Genomic DNA, 22,829 nt, shown 5'->3' with positions numbered 1-22,829 from the left:
AATGCAGATGATTGTGTCAGGGTAATTTATGAACGGTTAAAACTGTGAAAAATCAGTTAGTGATAAGTAAAAACTATCGCTACGTGAACCGGGTCACACTTTTTACTGATGACGGGAAAGGTTATGGAGTCTTTGAATCAATTTGTTAATTCGCTTGCCCCAAAATTATCGCACTGGCGACGTGATTTTCATCACTATGCAGAGTCTGGCTGGGTGGAATTCCGCACTGCCACCGTTGTTGCGGAAGAATTGCACCAGCTCGGTTATTCACTGGCGCTGGGCCGCGAAGTCGTTAATGAAAGTAGCCGGATGGGATTACCTGATGAATTCACTCTACAACGCGAATTCGAGCGCGCTCGTCAACAGGGGGCGCTAGAACAATGGATTGCGGCTTTTGAAGGCGGTTTCACTGGCATCGTCGCTACCCTGGATACCGGTCGCCCCGGTCCGGTGATGGCTTTCCGTGTCGATATGGACGCGCTGGATCTCAGTGAAGAGCAGGATGTCAGCCATCGCCCCTACCGCGACGGTTTTGCGTCATGTAACGCCGGAATGATGCATGCCTGTGGTCATGATGGACATACCGCCATTGGGCTTGGGCTGGCGCATACCCTTAAACAGTTCGAGTCCGGACTACATGGCGTCATCAAACTGATTTTTCAACCTGCAGAGGAAGGTACGCGTGGCGCGCGGGCGATGGTCGATGCAGGAGTAGTGGATGATGTTGATTATTTTACTGCCGTTCACATTGGCACTGGCGTACCTGCGGGCACCGTGGTGTGCGGCAGTGATAATTTTATGGCAACCACCAAATTTGACGCGCACTTCACCGGGACCGCCGCTCACGCAGGCGCAAAACCAGAAGACGGTCACAATGCCTTGTTGGCTGCAGCACAAGCAACTCTTGCACTGCATGCAATCGCCCCGCACAGCGAAGGCGCTTCCAGAGTAAACGTGGGCGTTATGCAGGCAGGAAGCGGTCGTAATGTTGTTCCCGCCTCAGCGTTGCTGAAAGTGGAAACACGCGGGGCCAGCGACGTCATTAATCAATATGTTTTTGACCGTGCACAACAAGCGATTCAGGGCGCAGCAACCATGTATGGTGTCGGCGTTGAAACTCGTCTGATGGGTGCAGCTACCGCCAGTTCTCCTTCGCCGCAATGGGTCGCATGGTTGCAAATCCAGGCGGCTCAGGTCGCGGGGGTCAATCAGGCCATTGAACGTGTTGAAGCGCCTGCGGGTTCCGAAGATGCCACATTAATGATGGCCCGCGTGCAGCGACATCAAGGGCAAGCCTCCTACATGGTATTTGGCACACAGCTGGCGGCAGGTCATCACAATGAAAAATTCGATTTTGACGAGCAGGTTCTCGCTATTGCCGTCGAAACGCTGGCGCGCACCGCGCTCAATTTTCCCTGGACGCGAGGTATCTGATGCAGGAAATCTATCGTTTTATCGACGATGCGATTGAAGCCGATCGCCAACGTTATACCGATATTGCCGATCAAATCTGGGATCATCCAGAAACACGTTTTGAAGAGTTCTGGTCAGCGGAGCATCTGGCTTCGGCGCTGGAGTCTGCAGGCTTCACCGTTACCCGCAACGTAGGCAATATCCCAAATGCCTTTATTGCTTCGTTTGGTCAAGGCAAACCGGTTATCGCCCTGCTGGGGGAATATGACGCCCTGGCAGGTTTAAGTCAGCAAGCAGGTTGCGCGCAACCTACATCCGCGACGCCCGGTGAAAATGGTCACGGTTGCGGACACAATTTGCTGGGAACCGCCGCCTTTGCCGCTGCAATAGCCGTCAAGAAATGGCTGGAACAATATGGGCAAGGCGGCACAGTGCGCTTTTATGGTTGTCCTGGCGAAGAAGGCGGCTCGGGTAAAACGTTCATGGTCCGCGAGGGGGTATTTGATGATGTGGATGCGGCACTCACCTGGCACCCGGAAGCCTTTGCCGGTATGTTCAATACCCGCACGCTGGCAAACATTCAGGCATCATGGCGCTTTAAAGGGATCGCAGCACATGCCGCGAATTCCCCTCATTTGGGACGCAGCGCCCTTGATGCCGTAACGTTGATGACCACTGGCACCAACTTCCTCAACGAACATATTATTGAAAAAGCGCGCGTACACTATGCCATCACAGATAGCGGCGGGATCTCGCCCAACGTGGTCCAGGCGCAGGCAGAAGTGCTTTATCTTATCCGCGCCCCCGAAATGACCGATGTGCAGCATATTTATGATCGGGTCGCCAAAATCGCCGAAGGTGCGGCATTGATGACCGAAACCACGGTTGAATGCCGCTTCGACAAAGCCTGTTCCAGTTATCTCCCGAATCGCACCTTAGAAAATGCCATGTACCGAGCCCTATCCCATTTTGGTACCCCGGAATGGAACTCCGAAGAACTGGCTTTTGCGAAACAAATTCAGGCTACGCTCACCCCCAACGATCGGCAAAACAGTCTGAATAATATCGCCGCAACCGGTGGCGAAAACGGCAAGGCTTTTGCACTACGTCATCGTGAAACGGTACTGGCGAATGAAGTCGCTCCATATGCCGCCACCGATAACGTGCTTGCGGCATCGACTGATGTCGGCGACGTCAGTTGGAAACTGCCTGTTGCCCAGTGTTTCAGCCCCTGCTTTGCCGTCGGTACCCCGCTACATACGTGGCAACTGGTTAGCCAGGGGCGAACATCTATTGCTCATAAAGGAATGCTGCTGGCGGCGAAAACTATGGCAGCAACCACACTTAATCTCTTCATTGATTCAGGGCTATTGCAAGAATGCCAACAAGAGCATCAGCAAGTTACGGACACGCAACCGTATCACTGCCCTATCCCGAAAAACGTGACACCGTCACCTTTAAAATAACAACAACAACGCAAACACAACAAACGAGGAATGCCCATGAGTATGTCATCCATACCGTCGTCCTCCCAATCCGGGAGGCTCTATGGCTGGGTCGAAAGAATTGGTAACAAGGTTCCCCATCCTTTTTTGCTCTTTATCTATTTGATTATCGTACTCATGGTGACGACGGCAATTTTGTCGGCCTTTGGCGTCAGTGCGAAAAACCCGACCGATGGTACGCCGGTGGTGGTGAAAAACCTGCTCAGTGTGGAAGGATTACACTGGTTTTTACCCAATGTTATTAAAAACTTTAGCGGTTTTGCTCCACTTGGTGCGATCCTGGCGCTGGTTTTAGGTGCCGGTCTGGCGGAGCGCGTAGGCTTACTGCCAGCGCTAATGGTTAAAATGGCATCGCATGTTAATGCCCGCTACGCCAGTTATATGGTGCTGTTTATTGCTTTTTTCAGCCACATTTCTTCCGATGCGGCGTTAGTGATCATGCCACCGATGGGTGCGCTAATTTTTCTGGCGGTGGGCAGGCATCCAGTTGCAGGTTTACTTGCCGCCATTGCAGGCGTAGGTTGCGGCTTTACGGCTAATTTACTGATTGTCACAACCGACGTGTTGCTGTCGGGGATCAGCACGGAGGCTGCGGCTGCGTTCAATCCGCAAATGCACGTCAGTGTAATTGATAACTGGTATTTTATGGCCAGCTCCGTAGTCGTACTGACGATTGTTGGCGGCCTGATAACCGACAAAATCATTGAGCCACGTTTAGGTCAATGGCAGGGAAACAGCGATGAGAAACTGCAGACATTGACCGAAAGTCAGCGTTTTGGTTTACGCATAGCAGGTGTCGTATCGCTACTTTTTATTGCTGCGATTGCGCTGATGGTGATCCCGGAAAACGGGATATTGCGCGATCCGATTAATCACACCGTGATGCCATCCCCCTTTATTAAAGGTATCGTGCCACTGATCATTCTTTTTTTCTTTGTGGTCTCGCTGGCTTATGGCATCGCTACCCGCACAATTCGACGTCAGGCGGATTTACCGCATTTAATGATTGAACCGATGAAAGAGATGGCGGGATTTATCGTGATGGTTTTTCCCCTCGCCCAGTTTGTCGCCATGTTTAACTGGAGCAACATGGGGAAATTCATCGCCGTGGGGCTGACCGATATACTGGAAAGTTCAGGGCTTAGCGGCATCCCGGCGTTTGTCGGTCTGGCGTTGCTTTCTTCTTTCTTATGCATGTTTATCGCCAGCGGTTCCGCAATCTGGTCGATTCTGGCCCCCATTTTCGTACCAATGTTTATGCTACTTGGCTTTCACCCGGCATTTGCGCAAATCCTCTTTCGTATTGCCGACTCATCCGTATTGCCTTTAGCGCCGGTATCTCCTTTTGTTCCACTGTTTCTTGGATTCCTGCAACGTTACAAACCAGACGCGAAACTGGGTACTTACTATTCGTTAGTTTTGCCCTATCCACTTATCTTTTTGGTGGTATGGCTGCTGATGTTGCTGGCGTGGTATCTTGTCGGTCTGCCGATAGGTCCGGGGATTTACCCACGTTTGTCTTAAGAGAGAACGGATGCTGAGATTACTTGAAGAAAAAATTGTCACGCCACTGGGTCCACTGTGGGTGATTTGCGATGAGCAATTTCGCCTGCGGGCGGTTGAATGGGAAGAGTACAGCGAACGCATGGTGCAGCTGCTGGACATCCATTACCGCAAAGAAGGCTATGAACGCATTTCTGCCACCAACCCAGGTGGTTTAAGTGACAAGCTTCGTGAATATTTTGCCGGTAATCTTAGCATTATTGATACGCTTCCCACTGCCACGGGGGGGACGCCATTTCAGCGCGAAGTCTGGAAAACACTACGTACTATCCCCTGCGGGCAGGTAATGCATTACGGCCAACTGGCTGAACAATTGGGCCGCCCCGGTGCGGCGCGTGCCGTAGGTGCGGCAAATGGATCGAATCCCATCAGCATTGTTGTGCCTTGTCATCGGGTCATTGGCAGAAACGGTACCATGACCGGATATGCAGGCGGAGTTCAGCGAAAAGAGTGGTTATTACGCCACGAAGGTTATCTTTTGCTGTAAACATTAAACAATTTGTGCCAGCTTGTTCACACTTTTATGTAAAGTTACCCTTAACAACTTAAGGGTTTTCAAATAGATAGACATATATTTACATCTAATATCGGAATTCTCTGCTGTTAAGGTTTGCTTAGACTTACTTGCTCCCTAAAAAGATGTTAAAATTGACAAATATCAATTACGGCTTGAGCAGACCTATGATCCCGGAAAAGCGAATTATACGGCGCATTCAGTCTGGCGGTTGTGCTATCCATTGCCAGGATTGCAGCATCAGCCAGCTTTGCATCCCGTTCACACTCAACGAACATGAGCTTGATCAGCTTGATAATATCATTGAGCGGAAGAAGCCTATTCAGAAAGGCCAGACGCTGTTTAAGGCTGGTGATGAACTTAAATCGCTTTATGCCATCCGCTCCGGTACGATTAAAAGTTATACCATCACTGAGCAAGGCGACGAGCAAATCACTGGTTTCCATTTAGCAGGCGACCTGGTGGGATTTGACGCTATCGGCAGCGGTCATCACCCGAGCTTCGCTCAGGCGCTGGAAACCTCGATGGTATGTGAAATCCCGTTCGAAACGCTGGACGATTTGTCCGGTAAAATGCCGAATCTGCGTCAGCAGATGATGCGTCTGATGAGCGGTGAAATCAAAGGCGATCAGGACATGATCCTGCTGTTGTCGAAGAAAAATGCCGAGGAACGTCTGGCTGCATTCATCTACAACCTGTCCCGTCGTTTTGCCCAACGCGGCTTCTCCCCTCGTGAATTCCGCCTGACGATGACTCGTGGTGATATCGGTAACTATCTGGGCCTGACGGTTGAAACCATCAGCCGTCTGCTGGGTCGCTTCCAGAAAAGCGGTATGCTGGCAGTCAAAGGTAAATACATCACTATCGAAAATAACGATGCGCTGGCCCAGCTTGCTGGTCACACGCGTAACGTTGCCTGATTCTTCCGCATAACTCACTATCCTTCTGTCATATCATTAAATTTTTCTGATTTATTGATCTGACAGAAGGTTCATCACTGTTTCATTCACCAGATATGGGTTAATCTTTTAATTACAAACTGCGTTGACAGTTGTTGTAAGGAGACCCTGTATGGCTATGTATCAGAACATGCTCGTTGTTATCGATCCTAACCAGGACGACCAACCAGCATTGCGGCGAGCTGTTTATTTACATCAACGGATTGGTGGCAAAATTAAAGCCTTTTTGCCGATCTATGACTTCTCATACGAAATGACCACCCTGCTCTCTCCGGACGAACGTACCGCTATGCGTCAGGGCGTCATCAGCCAGCGTACAGCCTGGATCCACGAGCAGGCAAAATATTATCTCAATGCTGGCGTTCCCATTGAAATTAAAGTGGTCTGGCATAACCGTCCTTTCGAAGCCATCATTCAGGAAGTGATCAGCGGCGGGCACGATTTGGTGCTAAAAATGGCGCACCAACATGACCGTCTGGAAGCGGTGATTTTTACGCCAACGGACTGGCATCTGTTACGCAAATGCCCAAGCCCCGTGTGGATGGTGAAAGACCAGCCGTGGCCGGAAGGGGGTAAGGCGCTGGTGGCGGTGAATCTCGCCAGTGAAGAGCCGTACCATAATGCGCTCAATGAAAAACTGGTCAAAGAGACGATCGAACTGGCGGAACAAGTCAACCATACCGAAGTTCATCTGGTTGGCGCTTATCCGGTAACGCCAATTAATATCGCGATTGAACTGCCGGAATTTGATCCGAGCGTTTATAACGATGCCATTCGTGGGCAACATTTGCTGGCAATGAAAGCCCTGCGGCAGAAATTCGGCATTAATGAAAACATGACGCACGTAGAAAAAGGTCTGCCCGAAGAGGTGATTCCTGATTTGGCGGAGCACTTACAGGCGGGGATTGTGGTTCTGGGCACGGTCGGACGCACCGGTATTTCAGCAGCATTCCTTGGCAACACGGCGGAACAGGTGATTGATCATCTTCGCTGCGACCTGCTGGTCATTAAACCTGACCAGTATCAGACACCCGTTGAACTGGATGACGAAGAAGACGATTAACGACTCTTCAATAACTGACAAGGCCCGAGTTATCGGGCCTATTTTTTACTTACTGCTCTTCGCCGCCAAGGAAATAAATTCCCAACGGGATTGCCAGCAACACAGTAAAGACCAGGCTATAAACAAAAATCATCGATGACTGAATCACATACATTGATGTCGTCCACTCAGACAGCGGAATATTGTACTGTTCTATAACGCCGCCGATGGTCGCGCGAGTCACAACCGACGCCGCAATAATGAAAACCGCCAACAAACCAAAGAGAAATTTCTTCCCTTTCGCTGACTTCAGTTTCGCCATAATCATGATGTAATCCTTGTGCAGACAAATTTCTTGTTACCTAAACGTAACAATACCATGACATTTCACTCTTGTCTGCTCTGAAAACCTCACCTCTTAGCTGGATTTACAATCAATGCATTGATTTGTTAGCTAATGTTGCTACTTACTTCCCTGACTATTGATGATCTGAATGAATTGTCGCGGTAAAATAGCCCCGCCAGGGGTTTCCGGCATGACGACAATTATCTGGAGGAGCCTGATAAAACAATGATCGCTGAACTGTTTACAAATAATGCGCTTAATCTGGTCATTATTTTCGGTAGCTGCGCAGCATTGATTCTGATGAGCTTTTGGTTTCGCCGTGGAAATCGTAAAAGAAAAGGATTTTTATTCCATGCGGTGCAATTTTTAATCTACACCATAATTATTAGTGCTGTTGGTAGCATCATTAACTATGTTATAGAAAACTATAAACTCAAATTTATCACCCCAGGCGTTATCGATTTTATCTGTACGTCCCTGATTGCGGTTATTCTGACGATTAAGCTATTTCTGCTGATTAATCAGTTTGAAAAACAGCAGATTAAAAAAGGTCGCGATATCACCAGTGCGCGGATCATGTCGCGCATTATCAAAATCACCATTATTGTGGTGCTTGTTCTGCTTTATGGCGAACATTTCGGCATGAGCCTTTCTGGCTTGTTGACCTTTGGTGGTATTGGTGGTCTGGCTGTCGGTATGGCCGGTAAAGATATTCTGAGTAACTTCTTTTCCGGGATTATGCTCTATTTCGACCGTCCTTTCAGTATTGGCGACTGGATCCGTTCACCGGACAGAAATATCGAAGGTACAGTAGCGGAAATTGGCTGGCGAATTACCAAAATTAAGACCTTTGATAATCGTCCATTGTACGTACCGAACTCGCTGTTTTCGTCGATCAGCGTAGAAAATCCTGGACGAATGACCAACCGGCGCATTACCACGACCATTGGTTTACGTTATGAGGATGCGGCAAAAGTGGGCGTTATTGTCGAAGCCGTACGTGAGATGCTGAAAAATCACCCGGCCATCGACCAGCGACAAACCTTACTGGTTTATTTCAACCAGTTTGCTGATTCGTCATTAAATATTATGGTTTATTGCTTTACCAAAACCACGGTATGGGCTGAGTGGCTTGCTGCACAGCAAGACGTTTATTTGAAGATTATCGATATTGTACAGTCACACGGTGCGGACTTTGCCTTCCCCAGCCAGACGCTGTATATGGATAACATTACACCGCCGGACCAGGGTCGCTAAATCAGACATCACTGGCGTTATCCACAAGGGTAACGCCAGTTCCCATCACATCAATGCTTCACAATATACATAGTCCGACTGTACGCCACATCTTCAGGGTTATTAATGGGATAACCTTTCAGCCACGGCTTGATTAATCGTCCATTGGTATATTGATAAATTGGTGCAATCGGTGCTTGCTCCATGAGGATTTTTTCTGCCGCGTTGTAATCGGCATTACGCGCTTTAACGGTATTTTCCGTCGATGCCTGGGCCAGAACTTTGTCATATGCCGGATTGTTAAAGCGTGAAATATTCCCGGAATGCGTTGACGTTAATAATGTCAGGAAAGTGGAGGGTTCATTATAATCACCTACCCACGAGGCGCGGATAACATCAAAATTGCCGGTGTTACGGCTATCGATATAGGTTTTCCATTCCTGGTTTTGCAATTTAACATCTACACCCAGGTTCTTTTTCCACATCGATGCTACAGCAATCGCAATTTTTTGATGGTTTTCTGAAGTGTTATACAAAAGCGTCAACTTCAGCGGTTTTTGCGGACCATAACCAGCTGCGCTCAACAAAGTTTTTGCCTGCGCATTCAGTTCTTCCTGACTCATTTGTTCAAACGGCGAAGGTTCCGGCGTAAATCCTGCAGTAACATCTGGTGTAAAATGCCACGCTGGCTTTTCGCCCGTCCCTAATACTTTTTCGGTCATCAGGCGGCGATCTATCGTCATACTTAATGCCAGACGAACTCGCTGATCTGCCGTCGGCCCTTTTTGCGTGTTAAACGCATAATAATAGGTCCCGAGCTGCGGCGGCGTATAAACCTGCCCCGGAATATCCTTCAACAGCTTCTGATACATATTTTTCGGGAAGGATTCGGTGATATCAATATCCCCCGCGAGATAACGCTTAGTGGCTGCGGATTCCTGATTAATTGGCAGGAAGGTCACTTTTTGCAGCACCGTTTTGGCGTTATCCCAATAATGGGTATTCGGTACCACGACCAGTTTTTCATTGACTACGCGCTCTTTAAGAACATAAGCGCCATTACCGATCAGATTTCCGGGTTTCGTCCACTCTTTACTGCTTTCTACGTTGGCTTTTTGCACCGGGAAGAAGGCAAAGTTAGCGGTTAAATTCACAAACCACGGCAATGGTTTATCAAGCTGGATTTTCAAAGTATGGGCATCAACTGCGGTGACGCCAAGCTGGTCAGGCGCGGCTTTACCATCAATAATCGCCTGTGCGTTGTTGATTCCCGCCAGCGCGGCAAACCATGCAAATGGCGATAGCGTTTTCGGGTCCACCAGACGTTGCCAGCTGTAGACAAAATCTTGCGCCGTTACCGGTGTGCCATCCGCCCATTTTGCGTTATCGCGCAGGGTAAAAGTCCAGATACGGTTGTCATTACTTTTCCACTGAGTCGCAACGCCGGGGACAATCTCCCCTTTCTCGTTCTGATTCACCAGTCCTTCAAACAGATCGCGAATGACCTGAATCTCCGGCAGGCCCACGGCTTTAGCGGGATCCAGCGACGCTGGCTCATCTTTAATGTGGCGCACCAGCTCCTGCTTCTCTGCCAGTACTGTGCCGCTCGGAACTTCAGCAGCATACGAAAGAGAAATGCTGCTGACCAACAGCGCACAACACGTGACTGAAACAGAGTGCTTCATAAGTTTCCCTCTAACCGACATTAAAATTGATGCGTAATTATTTGTTTCGCCTTAAAGAAATGCAAACAACTTCCGGCAAAAAAGTGATACAAGATCGATAACATAGCGTTGAAGAAAAGGATTTGATAATCCGCAAAATTTGCACAACACTGCCTGTAATACTTCCTGAACCAGAGACGATCATGACCGTAACTCGCCCACGCGCCGAACGCGGCGCATTTCCGCCCGGTACAGAACATTACGGACGTTCATTATTGGGCGCGCCGTTAATCTGGTTTCCGGCCCCTGCAGCCAGTCACGAAAGTGGTTTGATTCTGGCTGGCACTCACGGTGATGAAAACTCTTCGATCGTCACGCTCTCCTGTGCTCTGCGGACTTTGACACCGTCTTTGCGCCGCCATCATGTGGTGCTGTGTGTGAATCCTGACGGCTGCCAGTTAGGGTTACGGGCCAATGCTAATGGTGTGGATTTAAACCGAAACTTTCCGGCAGCGAACTGGAAGGAAGGTGAAACAGTTTATCGCTGGAACAGCGCCGCTGAAGAACGTGATGTCGTTTTACTGACAGGTGACAAACCTGGCTCCGAACCTGAAACCCAGGCGCTGTGCCAACTTATACACCGCATTCAACCTGCCTGGGTGGTCTCATTCCACGATCCGCTAGCCTGTATTGAAGATCCCAGACACAGCGAATTAGGTGAATGGCTGGCCCAGGCGTTTGAATTGCCTCTGGTAACCAGCGTCGGTTATGAAACGCCTGGCTCTTTCGGCAGTTGGTGTGCAGATCTCAACTTGCATTGCATCACCGCAGAGTTTCCACCCATCTCCTCCGACGAAGCCAGCGAAAAATATCTCTTTGCGATGGCAAACTTGCTGCGCTGGCATCCTAAAGATGCAATTCGCCCGTCGTGAACTGAAGCGCCGGTTCCACATCTACCGCCAGCCAGGTCGGTCCGTCAAGATCGGCGAAACTGACCTGCGGCACCAGCGGTAAAGCGGCGCTAATGGCCCGAGAGGTACACAACATGCAGCCCAGCATCAGACGAAAACCTTGTGCACGCGCTTCAGTCGCCAGCGCCAGCGCTTCCGTCAGACCACCGGTTTTATCAAGCTTAATGTTAACCATCTCATAGCGCCCTTTCAGCGCCTTCAGATTGCTACGAGTATGACAACTTTCATCAGCACAAATCGGTAACGGATGAATAAAATTCTCCAGAGCCGCATCGTCCTGCGCAGGAAGCGGTTGTTCAAGCATCGCAACGCCTAAATCTGCCAATAGCTGGCAACGCGCCGCCAACCCTTCTGCACGCCAGGATTCATTTGCATCAACGATCAGCGTCGCATCGGGCACAGCTGTGCGAATTGCCACCATCCGCTCACTGATAAGATGGTTATCCAGCTTCACTTTCAGTAATTTCGCGCCTGCCTGCCAGAGTGTTAATGCACTATTGGCCATCTGATCAGGCGTACCGATGACTATCGTCTGTGCCGTGGTGACTGTCTCGGAAAGCGTTATGCCGATCAAATCAGCCAGCGATTGCTGCTGTTTTCGCGCCGCCAGATCCCACAATGCACAATCCAGCGCATTACGTGCTGCGCCGGCAGGGAGGATTTTTTGTAACTCCTCCCGTGTCAGCCCTTTCTCTAATTGCGGTACGACGCTCATAATTTGCGCCATTACCGAGGCATCACTTTCTCCATAACGCGGATACGGCGTGCATTCACCGGTGCCTTTAATACCTTCTTCTTCCAGTTCAACCACCACCACGCGCGCTTCACAGCGACTTCCCCGAGCAATCACAAACGGGGTATGTAAGGGCCAGGCCTCCTCAAATACCTTAACGGTTCTCATCTTTACTCCTTGTTGTCGCGGTGGTCTGCGGATTAAGCGCAAATAGCGTTTGCTGTGTTATTGACAGTTAGCATAAACTAGGTGTGACGTTAACTATATGTAAACAGGAAAGATAATCATGTCACAAACCGTTCATTTCCAGGGCAACCCGGTTACAGTCGCCAATTCCATCCCGCAGGCGGGTAGCAAAGCGCAGACTTTTACTCTCGTGGCAAAAGATCTGTCTGACGTCACCCTCGGTCAGTTTGCGGGTAAACGCAAAGTGCTGAACATTTTCCCGAGTATTGATACCGGTGTTTGCGCCGCATCAGTACGTAAGTTTAACCAACTGGCAACCGAGATCGACAACACCGTTGTGCTGTGTATCTCTGCCGATCTGCCGTTCGCCCAGTCTCGTTTCTGCGGCGCAGAAGGTCTGAACAACGTTATCACCCTCTCCACTTTCCGTAACGCTGAATTCCTGCAAGCCTACGGTGTGGCAATTGCTGATGGCCCACTGAAAGGTCTGGCAGCGCGTGCCGTTGTGGTTATTGATGAAAATGACAATGTGATTTTCAGCCAGCTGGTGGATGAAATCACCACCGAGCCGGATTACGAAGCAGCTCTGGCTGTACTGAAAGCATAAGTTAATATGCCTGATGGTGTTGCACCATCAGGCATATTCACGCTTACTCTTCGTTCTTCTTCTGACTCAGACCATATTCCCGCAACTTATTGGCAATCGCGGTATGTGAAACGCCGAGACGTTTTGCCAGTTTGCGCGTGCTGGGATAATTGCGATAAAGCTGGGTTAATACCGAGCGTTCAAAACGGCTGGTAATTTCGTCCAGCGAACCTTCCATCGCATCTTCGCCCACGGCTACCGTTGCGGCGTCATAATCCGGCAACAAAATATCCTGAGGACGCAGCTCATAGCCGTCCAGTTGTGTCAGTGCGCGATAGATAGCGTTCTTTAACTGCCGCACATTTCCCGGCCACGCATAACGCGTAAGTACAGTATTCAGATCAGCGGCCAGTTTCGGACGCGGCACGCCCTGCTCGTCGGCAAAGCGGGCGACGAACAGCTCGGTTAACGGCATGATGTCCTGCGGACAGTCACGTAGCGGCGGCAGATTGAGCGTCAACACGTTCAGACGATAATAGAGATCTTCACGGAACACGCCTTTTTGCACCAGTTCGACCAGATTCTTCTGCGTAGCACAAATCACCCGCACATCGACATGCACCTCATGGTCTTCGCCAACCCGACGGAAGGTGCCATCATTAAGGAAACGCAGTAATTTCGCCTGCATCCGTGGTGACATCTCACCTATTTCATCCAACAGCACCGAACCACCGTTCGCCTGCTCAAAGAACCCTTTCTTCCCTTCCGGAGCATGACCAAACAGTTCACTCTCGACCGCATCTTCCGGTATAGACGCACAGTTCAGCGCCAGGTAAGGTTTGCTCGCTCTGGGGCTTGCCTGATGACAGGCATACGCAAAGAGATCTTTTCCGGTGCCGGTATCACCCGTAATCAGCAGCGGCGCGCTTAGCATCGCCAGTTTCTGCGCCTGTTCGACAACATGCTTCATTTTCGGGCTGACAGCGACAATTTGACTGAAGGCGCTGACATCCTGGGCGGCGACATTTTGCAACTGACGGCCCATACGAATCGTTGATCGCAACATCACCACCGCACCGGTCAGGACGTGTTGATCATTTTCATCCTGAAGATAAACAGGCGTAATCTCCATCAGGAAGTTCTGCCCATTAATAACGACATGCTCGTTATGGGAATCTTGCGGTTCGCTTTCCAGCCAGCGTAAAAAATTAAAGCCGTTAATCAATTGCGCGGCGGTATGGTTGCGCAGGCGATCCAATTTTTGCCCAAAAAGCTGACAGCTCGCCGGGTTCGCCATATCCACTTTGCTTTTCATATCGACAGAGAGCACAGGTTCAGGCAATGCCTCCAGTAACGCGCTCAACGCCAGATGCTCACGTTCGGAAGGCATCCACGGGACAGTACGCACATCGGTAACACCTGCAATACGGCGTATTTCGGCCATCAGACTGCTGAAACTCTCAAACTCCAGTTCAGCAAAATTGAGGTAGATTCGCCCAATGGGATCAATCTCAATACCGCGTAAATCAATGCCTCTTAGCACGAGTAGATCGAGTAATTCGCGGGTCAGACCGAGTCGGTCTTCACAAAAGACTTCCAGACGCATGGGAACCTTCACCTGAAAAAAGAACAATTAATATGATGATATGACACTATTTGAATAGCAGGAAGGTTTCTGTCAACAATCATTGACACAAAGACGGAAAAACGGGCACTTCGACGTAAAGATATCCGGTCAGCACCCGATATTGCATTATTTTTCGCTGGGCGTTTTGCCTTTTTGCAGAGTTTCTTTCACCTGACCGATAAGCTGACGACGGAAATCCCCGAGGCGTGGCTTGTCATCGTCAATCCACGGCAGCGGGCGGCAAAGCTCCATAGCTTTAATCCCCAGTCGTGCCGTCAGAAGTCCTGCACCAATCCCCTGAGCTGCGCGGGTAGACAAACGAGCAGCGAGATCTTGCGACATCCAGTCCATCCCCACTTCGCGCACCAGTTCGCTGGCTCCGGCGAAAGCGATATTCAGCAATACCAGCTTGAACAGGCGCAAACGGCTGTAATACCCCAGTTCAATGCCATACAGCGTGGCGATGCGATTAATCAAACGCAGATTGCGCCAGGCGATAAATGCCATATCCACCAGCGCCAGCGGGCTGACCGCAATCATCAATGTTGATTCCGCTGCCGAACGGCTGATTTCGCGCCGCGCCTGGGCATCTAAAACTGGCTGGACCAAATGCGCATACAAACTGACCACTTCACGGTCGTTTTGCGTTTCATGGATTGAGGCATACCAGCGCTGCAGCGCCGGATGTGACTGATCGATGCCCGCCTGCTGCGCCAGTTTTTCGCAGAATGCACGGCCTTTACCCGTGCCGTGGCTGTGCAATAAATCACGCGCTTCGTCGCGTTCATGGGCGCGCTGTCGCAAGCGCCATAAGCGCCGCCACTCTGTTACCACAGAACCTACGCCAGCGCCGATAATCAATGCCCCTGCAGCACATCCACCCAGCGCTACCCAGTCCTGGGTTTGCCAGGCATTCATTGTCCACTGTACACCCTGCCCGACAACGCTTGCGCCAAACAGAGCCAGCCCGCCCATCACCATTTTGCGCCACAGGCTGCGCTTAGGACGTAACGCTGCATCCATTACCGCTTCAACTTGCCCCTCTTCTTCCTGCGCTTCGTCGAGTGTGGCCGGGGCAAAATTTTGTGCCTGATTTTCGTCAAAGGTCTGCTGCGCCCTGAATTCAGGATTCTGATCGACCTCCAGTGGACCGTCGAAATCAATACGTGGTTTTAACGGTTCGGTCATCGCAATTTATCTCCTATTAAAAATTCCAGCGCAGCATCAAGGCGAATATGCGGCAGCGGTTTGTCAACATCCATCACCTGCGGACGAAACGCCTCAAACTGGAAGCCTTGCTTATCCCAGAACGCCTGACCGGGCAAACGAGCGGGAACTTCGCCAGGATAAACAGTGAGCGGTGCGCCATCGCTGAGTCGATTACCGCGCAGCGCCGGGATTTTCTCACCGTTAACATCAATAATGCCGCTGGTGGTCGCCTGAACTGACGCCAGCCCCAGGCAGTCCATGCTGATCCCTTCGAACGCGGCATTTTGCCAGGCATCCTGAATTAGTTGTTGCAGTAATGAAACCATATTGGCGTGCTGATCGATGGTCACATGGTCTGCTTTAGTCGCAGCAAACAATAGCTTATCGATAACCGGCGAAAACAAACGCCGGAACAGGGTTCGCTGCCCGTAGTGGAAACTTTGCATCAGCTGCGTCAGCGCCAGACGCATATCATTAAATGCCTGTGGCCCACTGTTGAGAGGCTGCAGGCAATCCACCAGCACAATCTGGCGGTCAAAGCGCAGAAAATGATTCTTATAGAACCCCTTCACCACCTTCTCGCAATAATAATTAAAGCGCTCGCGCAGCATTCCGGCATTGGTATGCTTTTCGGCCTGCGCCAGTTTGGACTCACCCCAGGCATCGACATCCGGCCACGGGAAGAATTGCAGCGCGGGCGCACCTGCCATATCTCCCGGCAAGACAAAGCGCCCAGGCTGAATAAAGTGCAGCCCCTGCTGTTTACAGTGGTGGAGATAATCGGTCCACGCGGCGGCAATGTCTGCCAGCCGGTTTTCGTCGGCAGGCGCTAGCGGGTCCAGCCCTTCGCACATCATTCGCCATTTCGCCGACCATTCGCCGCGCTGACCATTAAGTAAGCCCGTCATCTGGCGCGACCAGCTTAAATAGTCCTGCGCCAGCATCGGCAGGTCGAGCAACCATTCGCCGGGATAATCCACAATCTCCAGATACAGCGTGGAGGTATCCTTAAAGTGGCGTAGCAGCGAATCGTTCGATTTAAAACGTAGCGCCAGGCGAATTTCGCTGACGCCGCGCGTTGGCGTTGGCCAGGCGGGTGGATCGCCATATAACTGCGCCAGCCCTTCATCATAGGTGAAGCGCGGAATGCCAAAGTCACGCTGGGGAATGCGTTTTACGCCCAGCAGCCGTTCTTCACGCACCGCGCTTAACAGCGGCAACCTTGCTCCGGCGTGAATATTGAGCAACTGATTGACCATCGCAGTGATAAACGCCGTTTTGCCGCTGCGGCTAAGTCCGGTTACGGCGAGGCGCAGATGTCTGTCGACACCCCGATTCACCAGCGCATTAAGTTCATTTTTAAGTCGCTTCATTGCTGTCCTGTGCCAGAAAGCTGTAGAAAGGATTAGATACTGGAGATAATAATGTGGGTTAATTTTGATTTATCAAATGAATAAGCGGCGTTGTTTACACCGCTCAATAAGTAATTTGTTAACCTTTGACCTTCGGCATTGCGATGTCTTTCAGGCCGCCGGCGTTCTCAACGTGGGTATATCCCATCTCGCTAAGGATGTCTTTTGCCTGCCCTGACTGGCGTCCGGCATTGCAATACACTTTCACGGTGTCGTTTTTATCCGGAACGGCGGTGGCAATGCGCTCTTTCACTTCCTTCAGGGGAATATTGATGGCCCCCTGAACGTGCTCTTGCTGATACTGCTCAGGAACACGAACATCGATCCAGTGTTCAGCGGCGAAAACGGGCAGTGAAAACACCAGTGCCAGAGCAAGTAAGCCTTTTTTAAACATGTAAGCGTCCTTCTATGGATAAAAATTGCCATCCATAATACGCCTTAGCTTTAACAATTTTTGCGAAACTCCCCTCACCTTTTATAACGCTGCGCCAGTTTATTGGCAGCCCGACTTAACAGCGGTTCCAGCGCCACAGCCAGCAACATTTTCAGCGGTCGGCGAGCAACTGATTTTATCGCCCAGCCCGCCACACCCGCCGGGCCATAGCGCAGTGCGGTAAGAAGTACCAGCTTGCCTGCTAATTTGAAACCAGGCTTCACCTTTTGCCCGGCCTGTTGCCAGCGAGTATTCATAACTTTCCTCACAGTTGACGGAAACGGCTACGTAACGTGAAAGTATCGGAAGTGACATAACGTTCCATCTCGCGTAAACGCGTTTCACTTGCCGCCAGTTCACGGTCGACTTCATCCAGCAATTCACTGCTGGAAGGTAGCTGCTCACCAAAGGCCATGTTGTCCGGCATTGGATCAAGCGCAAATGACAAAATGATGTAAGCAACCAGGGTAAACAGCGCCAGACCGAAGAAAATCGACAGCACCACCAGGATACGCACCAGTTTTACTGGTACATCAAAATAGTTGGCAATCCCGGCGCAGACGCCACGGACCATGCCCTGCTGTGGAATACGCCATAATTTTTTATTGAGATTAATGCCCGCCATTAGCGATCCCTCCAGTTCGGATGTTCTGCATCAAGAATGGATTCCAGCGCCTGAATACGTTCGCGCATCCGTTTTGCTTCATCAGCCAGTTGCGCTAATCGCTGCTGCTCACTTTGCGACAATTCACTGCGACCAGAACGATTGCTGTAATGCAGCCATAACCAGATCGGTAAAACAAACAGCACAAAAATGGTTAACGGAATAGCCAGAAATAGCGCGCTCATAAGGACTCCTTAGACGATGAGCGGCGGCGCGTTCGGACGCCGCCTGGATGTTATTATTGATTGTCTTGCTTCATTTTGGCTTTTAATTGTGCCAGTTGCTCGCTGATTGCATCATCGGCTTTCAGTTCGGCAAACTGATCGTCCAGCGATTTTTGTTTACCGAAGCTGTGGCTTTCTGCTTCCGCTTCCATCTGGTCAATTCGACGTTCGAAAGATTCGAAACGAGCCATTGCTTCATCCAGTTTGCCACTGTCCAGCTGACGACGCACATCGCGCGACGAGTTTGCCGCCTGATGGCGTAACATCAATGCCTGCTGGCGAGCGCGTGTTTCGCTCAATTTGTTTTCCAGCTCGCCGATCTCTTTCTTCATACACACCAGCGTATCGTCCACCAGCGTCACTTCATGTTCCAGGCTCTTAATCAGATCGGTCAGTTTCTGTTTTTCAATTAACGCCGCACGCGCCAGATCCTCTCTCTCTTTCAGCAGTGCCAGTTCCGCTTTTTCCTGCCATTCAATTTCACGAGCCGACGCTTGTTCAATACGGCGAGTCAGCTGTTTCTTTTCTGCCAGCGCACGCGCCGAAGTAGAACGTACTTCAACCAATGTATCTTCCATCTCCTGGATCATCAGACGCACCAGTTTCTGTGGATCTTCCGCTTTCTCTAACAGAGCGTTGATGTTGGCATTCACGATGTCGGCAAAGCGAGAAAAAATACCCATAATGTTGTCCTCTTGATTTCTGCGTTCAGGATTGTCCTGCTGAACTGTTAATACAATTTGCGTGCCAATTTTTTATCTTTTTGATTTATAAAGATCTGATTGAAGAATCAACAGCAACATGCCAGGATGAATTAGCGAATTACACTAACAAGTGGCGAATTTCATCATGGCAGAATACAAAGATAATTTACTCGGTGAGGCGAACAGCTTTCTCGAAGTGCTGGAACAGGTTTCGCATCTCGCACCGCTGGACAAACCGGTGCTCATCATCGGCGAGCGCGGCACAGGTAAAGAGCTGATTGCCAGCCGTCTGCATTATCTCTCCTCCCGTTGGCAAGGGCCGTTTATTTCCCTTAACTGCGCGGCGTTAAATGAAAATCTGCTGGATTCCGAACTGTTTGGTCACGAAGCGGGGGCGTTTACCGGTGCGCAAAAACGTCATCCTGGGAGATTTGAACGTGCCGATGGCGGTACGCTATTTCTTGATGAACTCGCTACGGCACCGATGATGGTGCAGGAAAAATTATTGCGTGTGATTGAGTACGGTGAACTGGAGCGCGTTGGCGGTAGCCAGCCATTGCAGGTGAATGTGCGGTTGGTATGCGCGACGAATGCCGATCTCCCGGCGATGGTCAATGAAGGTACTTTTCGCGCTGACCTGCTCGACCGGCTGGCTTTCGATGTAGTGCAACTGCCGCCCCTGCGCGAGCGCGAAAGCGACATTATGCTGATGGCAGAACACTTTGCCATTCAGATGTGTCGGGAAATCAAGCTGCCTCTGTTCCCGGGTTTTACGGAGCGCGCCAGAGAAACATTGCTGAATTATCGCTGGCCGGGAAATATTCGTGAATTGAAAAACGTGGTGGAACGTTCAGTGTATCGCCACGGCACCAGCGATTATCCGCTTGATGACATCATTATTGATCCCTTTAAACGGCGTCCGCCTGAAGACGCTATCGCCGTTTCAGAAACCACCTCGCTTCCAACACTGCCGCTGGATTTACGTGAGTTTCAGATGCAGCAGGAAAAAGAGTTGCTGCAACTCAGTTTGCAACAAGGGAAATATAACCAGAAGCGCGCGGCTGAATTACTGGGGTTAACCTATCATCAGTTCCGCGCGTTGTTGAAAAAGCACCAGATTTAGCGAAGTTGGGCAATACAACTTGCCGGATGCGGCGTGAACGCCTTATCCGGCATACATAATCAATACGTCGTTTGCAGGCCTGATAAGCGCAGCGTATCAGACATTATTGCGTTGACCCTGCTTCTGCGTATTAATCTTTCAGCGCATCCTGCAAAATTTTCATTGCCGCATCGAATTGCGCATCCAGGATGGTCAGCGGATACAGGAAACGAATCACGTTGCCGTATGCGCCACAGGTCAGCAGAAGCAGCCCCTGCGCCAGCGCGCGTTGCTGGATTTTCTGTGCAATCGCCGCTGACGGCTCGCCCGTTTGCGGATCGTTAAACTCTGCCGCAATCATAGACCCCAGACCGCGTACCGCCGCGATGGCCGGAACGCTTTCTTTGGCATCAATCAACGTGTTTGTCAGGCGCTGGCCCAGTTGATTCGCGCGTTCACAGAGTGATTCTTTGTCAATAATGTTGAGCACAGCGTGCGCGGCAGCCACCGCCAGCGGGTTCCCGGCGTAAGTACCACCCAACCCGCCCGGCGCGGGCGCGTCCATAATATTCGCGTTACCGACCACGCCCGAAAGCGGCATGCCGCCCGCGAGACTTTTCGCCATCGTCATTAAGTCCGGCTTATCGGCGTAGTGATCCATGGCAAACAGTTTACCGGTACGCGCAAAGCCGCTTTGCACTTCATCGGCAATCATCACAATGCCGTGCTCGTCGCACAGGCGGCGAATGGCGGCAACCAGCTCTTTTGGTGCAACGTTGAAACCGCCTTCGCCCTGCACCGGTTCGAAAATAATCGCCGCCACCTGCTTCGCTTCAATGTCCGATTTAAACAAGCGTTCGATGGCGTCGAGAGAGTCCTGCGTTGAAACGCCATGTAAATCTGACGGATAAGGTACGTGATATACCGAACCGGGGAACGGGCCGAAGCCGATTTTGTACGGCGCGACCTTTCCGGTCAGCGCCATGGTCATATATGTACGACCGTGGAAGCCGCCGCTAAACGCAATCACGCCAGGGCGTCCGGTATGGGCGCGGGCGATTTTCACCGCGTTCTCCACCGCTTCCGCACCGGTGGTGAAGAACGCAGTTTTAGCCTGCCCGCTCACCGGGGCAAGGGCGTTGATTTTCTCCGCCAGGGTGACGTAGCTTTCGTACGGCACAATCTGATACGCCGTGTGGGTAAACTGTTGCAATTGCTGCTCCACCGCCGCGACCAGATCAGGGTGGCGATGCCCGGTATTCAGCACCGCAATGCCTGCGGCGAAATCGATGTATTCGTTGCCCTCTACGTCCTTCAGCATGGCGTTTTCTGCCGACTGGGCGAAGAAGTTACACATCACGCCAACCCCGCGTGGGGTAGCAGAAAGACGACGCTGATGGAATTCATTGTTGCTCATGTTTCACACCTTTTGACTCTTCACTGTTAATCGGAAATTAAACGCCCAGACGATCGCGCAGGCTGTAATAAGCCGCGCCCATCGCGGTAAATGGGACGCGCAGCGTGCGCCCGCCGGGGAACGGGTAATGCGGCAGATTGGCGAAGGCGTCGAAACGCTCGGCGTCACCGCGCAGCAGTTCAGCAATCAAACGCCCGGCGAGGTGGGTACAGGTGACGCCGTGGCCGCTGTAGCCCTGCATGTAGTAGATGTTGGTATCGAGGCGACCAAACTGCGGCATGCGTGACAGGGTCAGCAGGAAGTTGCCCGTCCAGCGGTAATCAATTTTCACGCCCTTCAGTTGCGGGAAGGTTTTCAGCAGTTTCGGCACCACAAGGCGCTCAACATCGTCCGGGTCGCGTGCGCCGTAGACCACGCCGCCGCCGTACAGCAGGCGGTTATCGGCAGTCAGGCGGTAGTAATCAAGAAGATAGTTACAGTCTTCCACACAGTAGTTTTTCGGGATCAGCGAACGGGCTAAATCTTCCGACAGCCGTTCGGTGGTGATCACCTGCGTGCCGCACGGCATGCTGCGTTTCGCTAGTTCCGGCTCTACTTTATCGCCCAGATACGCATTCCCGGCGACAATCACATATTTCGCCGTCACCTGACCATTGGCAGTCCGCACCACGGCTGGCGTGGTGTGCTGGATCTGCGTCACCGCAGAAAGCTCATACACGCGCCCTCCGTTCAGGCGGATGGCGTCCGCTTCGCCAATGGCGAGGTTTAGCGGGTGAATATGCCCACCGCTGTGATCCAGCAGCGCACCAGTGTAGCGATCGCTGGCGACCTCGCGGCGAATAGCGTTGGCGTCCAGCAGCTCCAGCTGTTTATTGCCGTAGCGTTCCCAGTTCTCTTTCTGCTCTTCGAGTGTGGCGAGCTGTTTATCATTCATCGCCACAAACAGGCCGCCGGGGCGGTAGTCGCAGTCAATCTGATAACGTTTGATACGTTCGCGGATGATCTCTCCGCCTTCAAACATCATGCTGCCGAGCATACGGGCGGTGTTCATGCCGTAGCTTTTTTCGATCACGTCGATGTCGCGGCTGTAGGAGTTCACAAGCTGCCCGCCATTGCGTCCGCTTGCGCCGAAGCCGATGCGTGAGGCTTCGAGAACCACTACATCAAAGCCCGCTTCCGCCAGATGCAGCGCGGAAGACAGCCCGGTATAGCCGCCACCGACCACGCAAACGTCGCAGGAAATCGACTCATTCAGCGTGTCGAATGGTGCGTATTTATTCGCACTGGCGGCGTAATAACTGCTGGTATGTTCGGTCATT

Annotated in this window: 23 protein-coding genes; 10 read left to right on the top strand and 13 right to left on the bottom strand. The window is 51.3% G+C overall.

Translation table 11 applies throughout. From position 1 onward, the window contains the following. Positions 1–123 precede the first annotated feature (123 nt). The 6 genes from abgA to uspE all read left to right on the top strand — a co-directional run bounded on the left by abgA (position 124) and on the right by uspE (position 7,017). Positions 124–1,434: a p-aminobenzoyl-glutamate hydrolase subunit AbgA gene (gene abgA, locus ACJHX7_RS17075; protein ID WP_094030108.1), complete on the top strand. Its 1,311-nt coding sequence runs from the start codon at positions 124–126 to the stop codon at positions 1,432–1,434. Continuing rightward, the gene (gene abgB / locus ACJHX7_RS17070; protein ID WP_094030109.1) at positions 1,434–2,879 is read left to right on the top strand and encodes a p-aminobenzoyl-glutamate hydrolase subunit AbgB; all 1,446 of its coding nucleotides are present in this window, start codon (positions 1,434–1,436) and stop codon (positions 2,877–2,879) included. Before abgA ends, abgB begins: the two co-directional genes overlap by 1 nt. A gap of 36 nt (positions 2,880–2,915) precedes the next feature. Then, positions 2,916–4,442 (top strand): p-aminobenzoyl-glutamate transporter, encoded by a 1,527-nt coding sequence (abgT, locus tag ACJHX7_RS17065; protein WP_094030110.1) that lies wholly within the window; start codon positions 2,916–2,918, stop codon positions 4,440–4,442. A gap of 10 nt (positions 4,443–4,452) precedes the next feature. Continuing rightward, the gene (gene ogt / locus ACJHX7_RS17060; protein ID WP_000945046.1) at positions 4,453–4,968 is read left to right on the top strand and encodes a methylated-DNA--[protein]-cysteine S-methyltransferase; all 516 of its coding nucleotides are present in this window, start codon (positions 4,453–4,455) and stop codon (positions 4,966–4,968) included. Between the two features lie 194 nt (positions 4,969–5,162). Continuing rightward, entirely contained in the window at positions 5,163–5,915 is a 753-nt protein-coding gene (gene fnr, locus ACJHX7_RS17055) for a fumarate/nitrate reduction transcriptional regulator Fnr (protein ID WP_000611911.1), read from the top strand. 151 nt (positions 5,916–6,066) lie between these two features. Further along, positions 6,067–7,017 (top strand): universal stress protein UspE, encoded by a 951-nt coding sequence (gene uspE / locus ACJHX7_RS17050; RefSeq protein ID WP_001262123.1) that lies wholly within the window; start codon positions 6,067–6,069, stop codon positions 7,015–7,017. A 49-nt stretch (positions 7,018–7,066) separates the two neighbouring features. On the opposite strand, the gene ACJHX7_RS17045 is transcribed toward uspE, so the two are convergent. Next, on the bottom strand, positions 7,067–7,324 hold the full coding sequence (locus tag ACJHX7_RS17045) for a DUF2534 family protein (protein WP_000605090.1): 258 nt from the start codon (positions 7,322–7,324) through the stop codon (positions 7,067–7,069). Positions 7,325–7,567: 243 nt separating this feature from the next. Here ACJHX7_RS17045 and ynaI point away from each other — a divergent pair, with 243 nt between their 5' ends. Further along, complete coding sequence (ynaI, locus tag ACJHX7_RS17040; protein WP_000559889.1) at positions 7,568–8,599, top strand: low conductance mechanosensitive channel YnaI; 1,032 nt, start codon at positions 7,568–7,570, stop codon at positions 8,597–8,599. 50 nt (positions 8,600–8,649) lie between these two features. Here the strand turns inward: ynaI and mppA are convergent, their stop codons facing one another. Beyond that, positions 8,650–10,263, bottom strand: coding sequence for a murein tripeptide ABC transporter substrate-binding protein MppA (mppA, locus tag ACJHX7_RS17035; RefSeq protein WP_000682996.1), 1,614 nt, complete (start codon positions 10,261–10,263; stop codon positions 8,650–8,652). 182 nt (positions 10,264–10,445) lie between these two features. Here mppA and mpaA point away from each other — a divergent pair, with 182 nt between their 5' ends. Next, positions 10,446–11,174, top strand: coding sequence for a murein tripeptide amidase MpaA (mpaA, locus tag ACJHX7_RS17030; RefSeq protein WP_001296042.1), 729 nt, complete (start codon positions 10,446–10,448; stop codon positions 11,172–11,174). On the opposite strand, the gene ycjG is transcribed toward mpaA, so the two are convergent. Continuing rightward, positions 11,149–12,114, bottom strand: a complete 966-nt coding sequence (gene ycjG, locus ACJHX7_RS17025) for an L-Ala-D/L-Glu epimerase (protein ID WP_094030112.1) — start codon at positions 12,112–12,114, stop codon at positions 11,149–11,151. The two genes, mpaA and ycjG, sit on opposite strands and share 26 nt — an antisense overlap. Before the next feature lie 118 nt (positions 12,115–12,232). Between ycjG and tpx the strand changes: the two genes are divergently transcribed. Then, positions 12,233–12,739: a thiol peroxidase gene (gene tpx, locus ACJHX7_RS17020; protein WP_000084387.1), complete on the top strand. Its 507-nt coding sequence runs from the start codon at positions 12,233–12,235 to the stop codon at positions 12,737–12,739. Between the two features lie 43 nt (positions 12,740–12,782). Here the strand turns inward: tpx and tyrR are convergent, their stop codons facing one another. The 8 genes from tyrR to pspA form a co-directional block, all read right to left on the bottom strand. Next, positions 12,783–14,324 (bottom strand): transcriptional regulator TyrR, encoded by a 1,542-nt coding sequence (gene tyrR / locus ACJHX7_RS17015; RefSeq protein WP_001296041.1) that lies wholly within the window; start codon positions 14,322–14,324, stop codon positions 12,783–12,785. A gap of 147 nt (positions 14,325–14,471) precedes the next feature. Further along, positions 14,472–15,533 (bottom strand): YcjF family protein, encoded by a 1,062-nt coding sequence (locus ACJHX7_RS17010; protein ID WP_094030113.1) that lies wholly within the window; start codon positions 15,531–15,533, stop codon positions 14,472–14,474. Continuing rightward, on the bottom strand, positions 15,530–16,927 hold the full coding sequence (locus ACJHX7_RS17005; RefSeq protein ID WP_000825765.1) for a YcjX family protein: 1,398 nt from the start codon (positions 16,925–16,927) through the stop codon (positions 15,530–15,532). Before ACJHX7_RS17005 ends, ACJHX7_RS17010 begins: the two co-directional genes overlap by 4 nt. A 118-nt stretch (positions 16,928–17,045) precedes the next feature. Continuing rightward, positions 17,046–17,360: a thiosulfate sulfurtransferase PspE gene (gene pspE, locus ACJHX7_RS17000; protein ID WP_000473108.1), complete on the bottom strand. Its 315-nt coding sequence runs from the start codon at positions 17,358–17,360 to the stop codon at positions 17,046–17,048. A 74-nt stretch (positions 17,361–17,434) separates the two neighbouring features. Further along, a complete protein-coding gene (gene pspD, locus ACJHX7_RS16995) occupies positions 17,435–17,656 on the bottom strand; it encodes a phage shock protein PspD (RefSeq protein ID WP_001295585.1) in 222 nt (73 codons plus the stop codon). 8 nt (positions 17,657–17,664) lie between these two features. Next, positions 17,665–18,024, bottom strand: a complete 360-nt coding sequence (gene pspC / locus ACJHX7_RS16990; protein WP_000907387.1) for an envelope stress response membrane protein PspC — start codon at positions 18,022–18,024, stop codon at positions 17,665–17,667. Continuing rightward, positions 18,024–18,248 carry an envelope stress response membrane protein PspB gene (gene pspB, locus ACJHX7_RS16985; protein ID WP_001274963.1) on the bottom strand — a complete coding sequence of 75 codons (225 nt, stop codon included), beginning with the start codon at positions 18,246–18,248 and terminating at the stop codon, positions 18,024–18,026. Before pspB ends, pspC begins: the two co-directional genes overlap by 1 nt. A gap of 53 nt (positions 18,249–18,301) precedes the next feature. Then, a complete protein-coding gene (pspA, locus tag ACJHX7_RS16980) occupies positions 18,302–18,970 on the bottom strand; it encodes a phage shock protein PspA (RefSeq protein ID WP_094030114.1) in 669 nt (222 codons plus the stop codon). Positions 18,971–19,136: 166 nt separating this feature from the next. Between pspA and pspF the strand changes: the two genes are divergently transcribed. Next, complete coding sequence (pspF, locus tag ACJHX7_RS16975; protein WP_000852835.1) at positions 19,137–20,114, top strand: phage shock protein operon transcriptional activator; 978 nt, start codon at positions 19,137–19,139, stop codon at positions 20,112–20,114. Between the two features lie 130 nt (positions 20,115–20,244). Here the strand turns inward: pspF and puuE are convergent, their stop codons facing one another. Both puuE and puuB read right to left on the bottom strand, forming a co-directional pair. Further along, complete coding sequence (gene puuE, locus ACJHX7_RS16970) at positions 20,245–21,510, bottom strand: 4-aminobutyrate transaminase (protein ID WP_094030115.1); 1,266 nt, start codon at positions 21,508–21,510, stop codon at positions 20,245–20,247. 37 nt (positions 21,511–21,547) lie between these two features. Further along, positions 21,548–22,828 (bottom strand): gamma-glutamylputrescine oxidase, encoded by a 1,281-nt coding sequence (gene puuB / locus ACJHX7_RS16965; RefSeq protein ID WP_094030116.1) that lies wholly within the window; start codon positions 22,826–22,828, stop codon positions 21,548–21,550. Position 22,829: the final 1 nt, after the last annotated feature.

It is taken from the genome of Escherichia sp. WS1451, from assembly GCF_046487365.1.
GTDB classification, from domain to species: Bacteria; Pseudomonadota; Gammaproteobacteria; order Enterobacterales; family Enterobacteriaceae; genus Escherichia; species Escherichia coli.
Note: the sequence above shows the minus strand (reverse complement) of the source record. Positions and strands in the feature narration are given on the sequence as shown.

Excerpts from the sequence above, each read along its gene's own strand:
- abgA (WP_094030108.1), top strand. The coding sequence starts at position 124 with ATGGAGTCTTTGAATCAATTTGTTAATTCGCTTGCCCCAAAATTATCG.
- abgB (WP_094030109.1), top strand. The coding sequence starts at position 1,434 with ATGCAGGAAATCTATCGTTTTATCGACGATGCGATTGAAGCCGATCGC.
- abgT (WP_094030110.1), top strand. The coding sequence starts at position 2,916 with ATGAGTATGTCATCCATACCGTCGTCCTCCCAATCCGGGAGGCTCTAT.
- ogt (WP_000945046.1), top strand. The coding sequence starts at position 4,453 with ATGCTGAGATTACTTGAAGAAAAAATTGTCACGCCACTGGGTCCACTG.
- fnr (WP_000611911.1), top strand. The coding sequence starts at position 5,163 with ATGATCCCGGAAAAGCGAATTATACGGCGCATTCAGTCTGGCGGTTGT.
- uspE (WP_001262123.1), top strand. The coding sequence starts at position 6,067 with ATGGCTATGTATCAGAACATGCTCGTTGTTATCGATCCTAACCAGGAC.
- ACJHX7_RS17045 (WP_000605090.1), bottom strand. The coding sequence starts at position 7,324 with ATGATTATGGCGAAACTGAAGTCAGCGAAAGGGAAGAAATTTCTCTTT.
- ynaI (WP_000559889.1), top strand. The coding sequence starts at position 7,568 with ATGATCGCTGAACTGTTTACAAATAATGCGCTTAATCTGGTCATTATT.
- mppA (WP_000682996.1), bottom strand. The coding sequence starts at position 10,263 with ATGAAGCACTCTGTTTCAGTCACGTGTTGTGCGCTGTTGGTCAGCAGC.
- mpaA (WP_001296042.1), top strand. The coding sequence starts at position 10,446 with ATGACCGTAACTCGCCCACGCGCCGAACGCGGCGCATTTCCGCCCGGT.
- ycjG (WP_094030112.1), bottom strand. The coding sequence starts at position 12,114 with ATGAGAACCGTTAAGGTATTTGAGGAGGCCTGGCCCTTACATACCCCG.
- tpx (WP_000084387.1), top strand. The coding sequence starts at position 12,233 with ATGTCACAAACCGTTCATTTCCAGGGCAACCCGGTTACAGTCGCCAAT.
- tyrR (WP_001296041.1), bottom strand. The coding sequence starts at position 14,324 with ATGCGTCTGGAAGTCTTTTGTGAAGACCGACTCGGTCTGACCCGCGAA.
- ACJHX7_RS17010 (WP_094030113.1), bottom strand. The coding sequence starts at position 15,533 with ATGACCGAACCGTTAAAACCACGTATTGATTTCGACGGTCCACTGGAG.
- ACJHX7_RS17005 (WP_000825765.1), bottom strand. The coding sequence starts at position 16,927 with ATGAAGCGACTTAAAAATGAACTTAATGCGCTGGTGAATCGGGGTGTC.
- pspE (WP_000473108.1), bottom strand. The coding sequence starts at position 17,360 with ATGTTTAAAAAAGGCTTACTTGCTCTGGCACTGGTGTTTTCACTGCCC.
- pspD (WP_001295585.1), bottom strand. The coding sequence starts at position 17,656 with ATGAATACTCGCTGGCAACAGGCCGGGCAAAAGGTGAAGCCTGGTTTC.
- pspC (WP_000907387.1), bottom strand. The coding sequence starts at position 18,024 with ATGGCGGGCATTAATCTCAATAAAAAATTATGGCGTATTCCACAGCAG.
- pspB (WP_001274963.1), bottom strand. The coding sequence starts at position 18,248 with ATGAGCGCGCTATTTCTGGCTATTCCGTTAACCATTTTTGTGCTGTTT.
- pspA (WP_094030114.1), bottom strand. The coding sequence starts at position 18,970 with ATGGGTATTTTTTCTCGCTTTGCCGACATCGTGAATGCCAACATCAAC.
- pspF (WP_000852835.1), top strand. The coding sequence starts at position 19,137 with ATGGCAGAATACAAAGATAATTTACTCGGTGAGGCGAACAGCTTTCTC.
- puuE (WP_094030115.1), bottom strand. The coding sequence starts at position 21,510 with ATGAGCAACAATGAATTCCATCAGCGTCGTCTTTCTGCTACCCCACGC.
- puuB (WP_094030116.1), bottom strand. The coding sequence starts at position 22,828 with ATGACCGAACATACCAGCAGTTATTACGCCGCCAGTGCGAATAAATAC.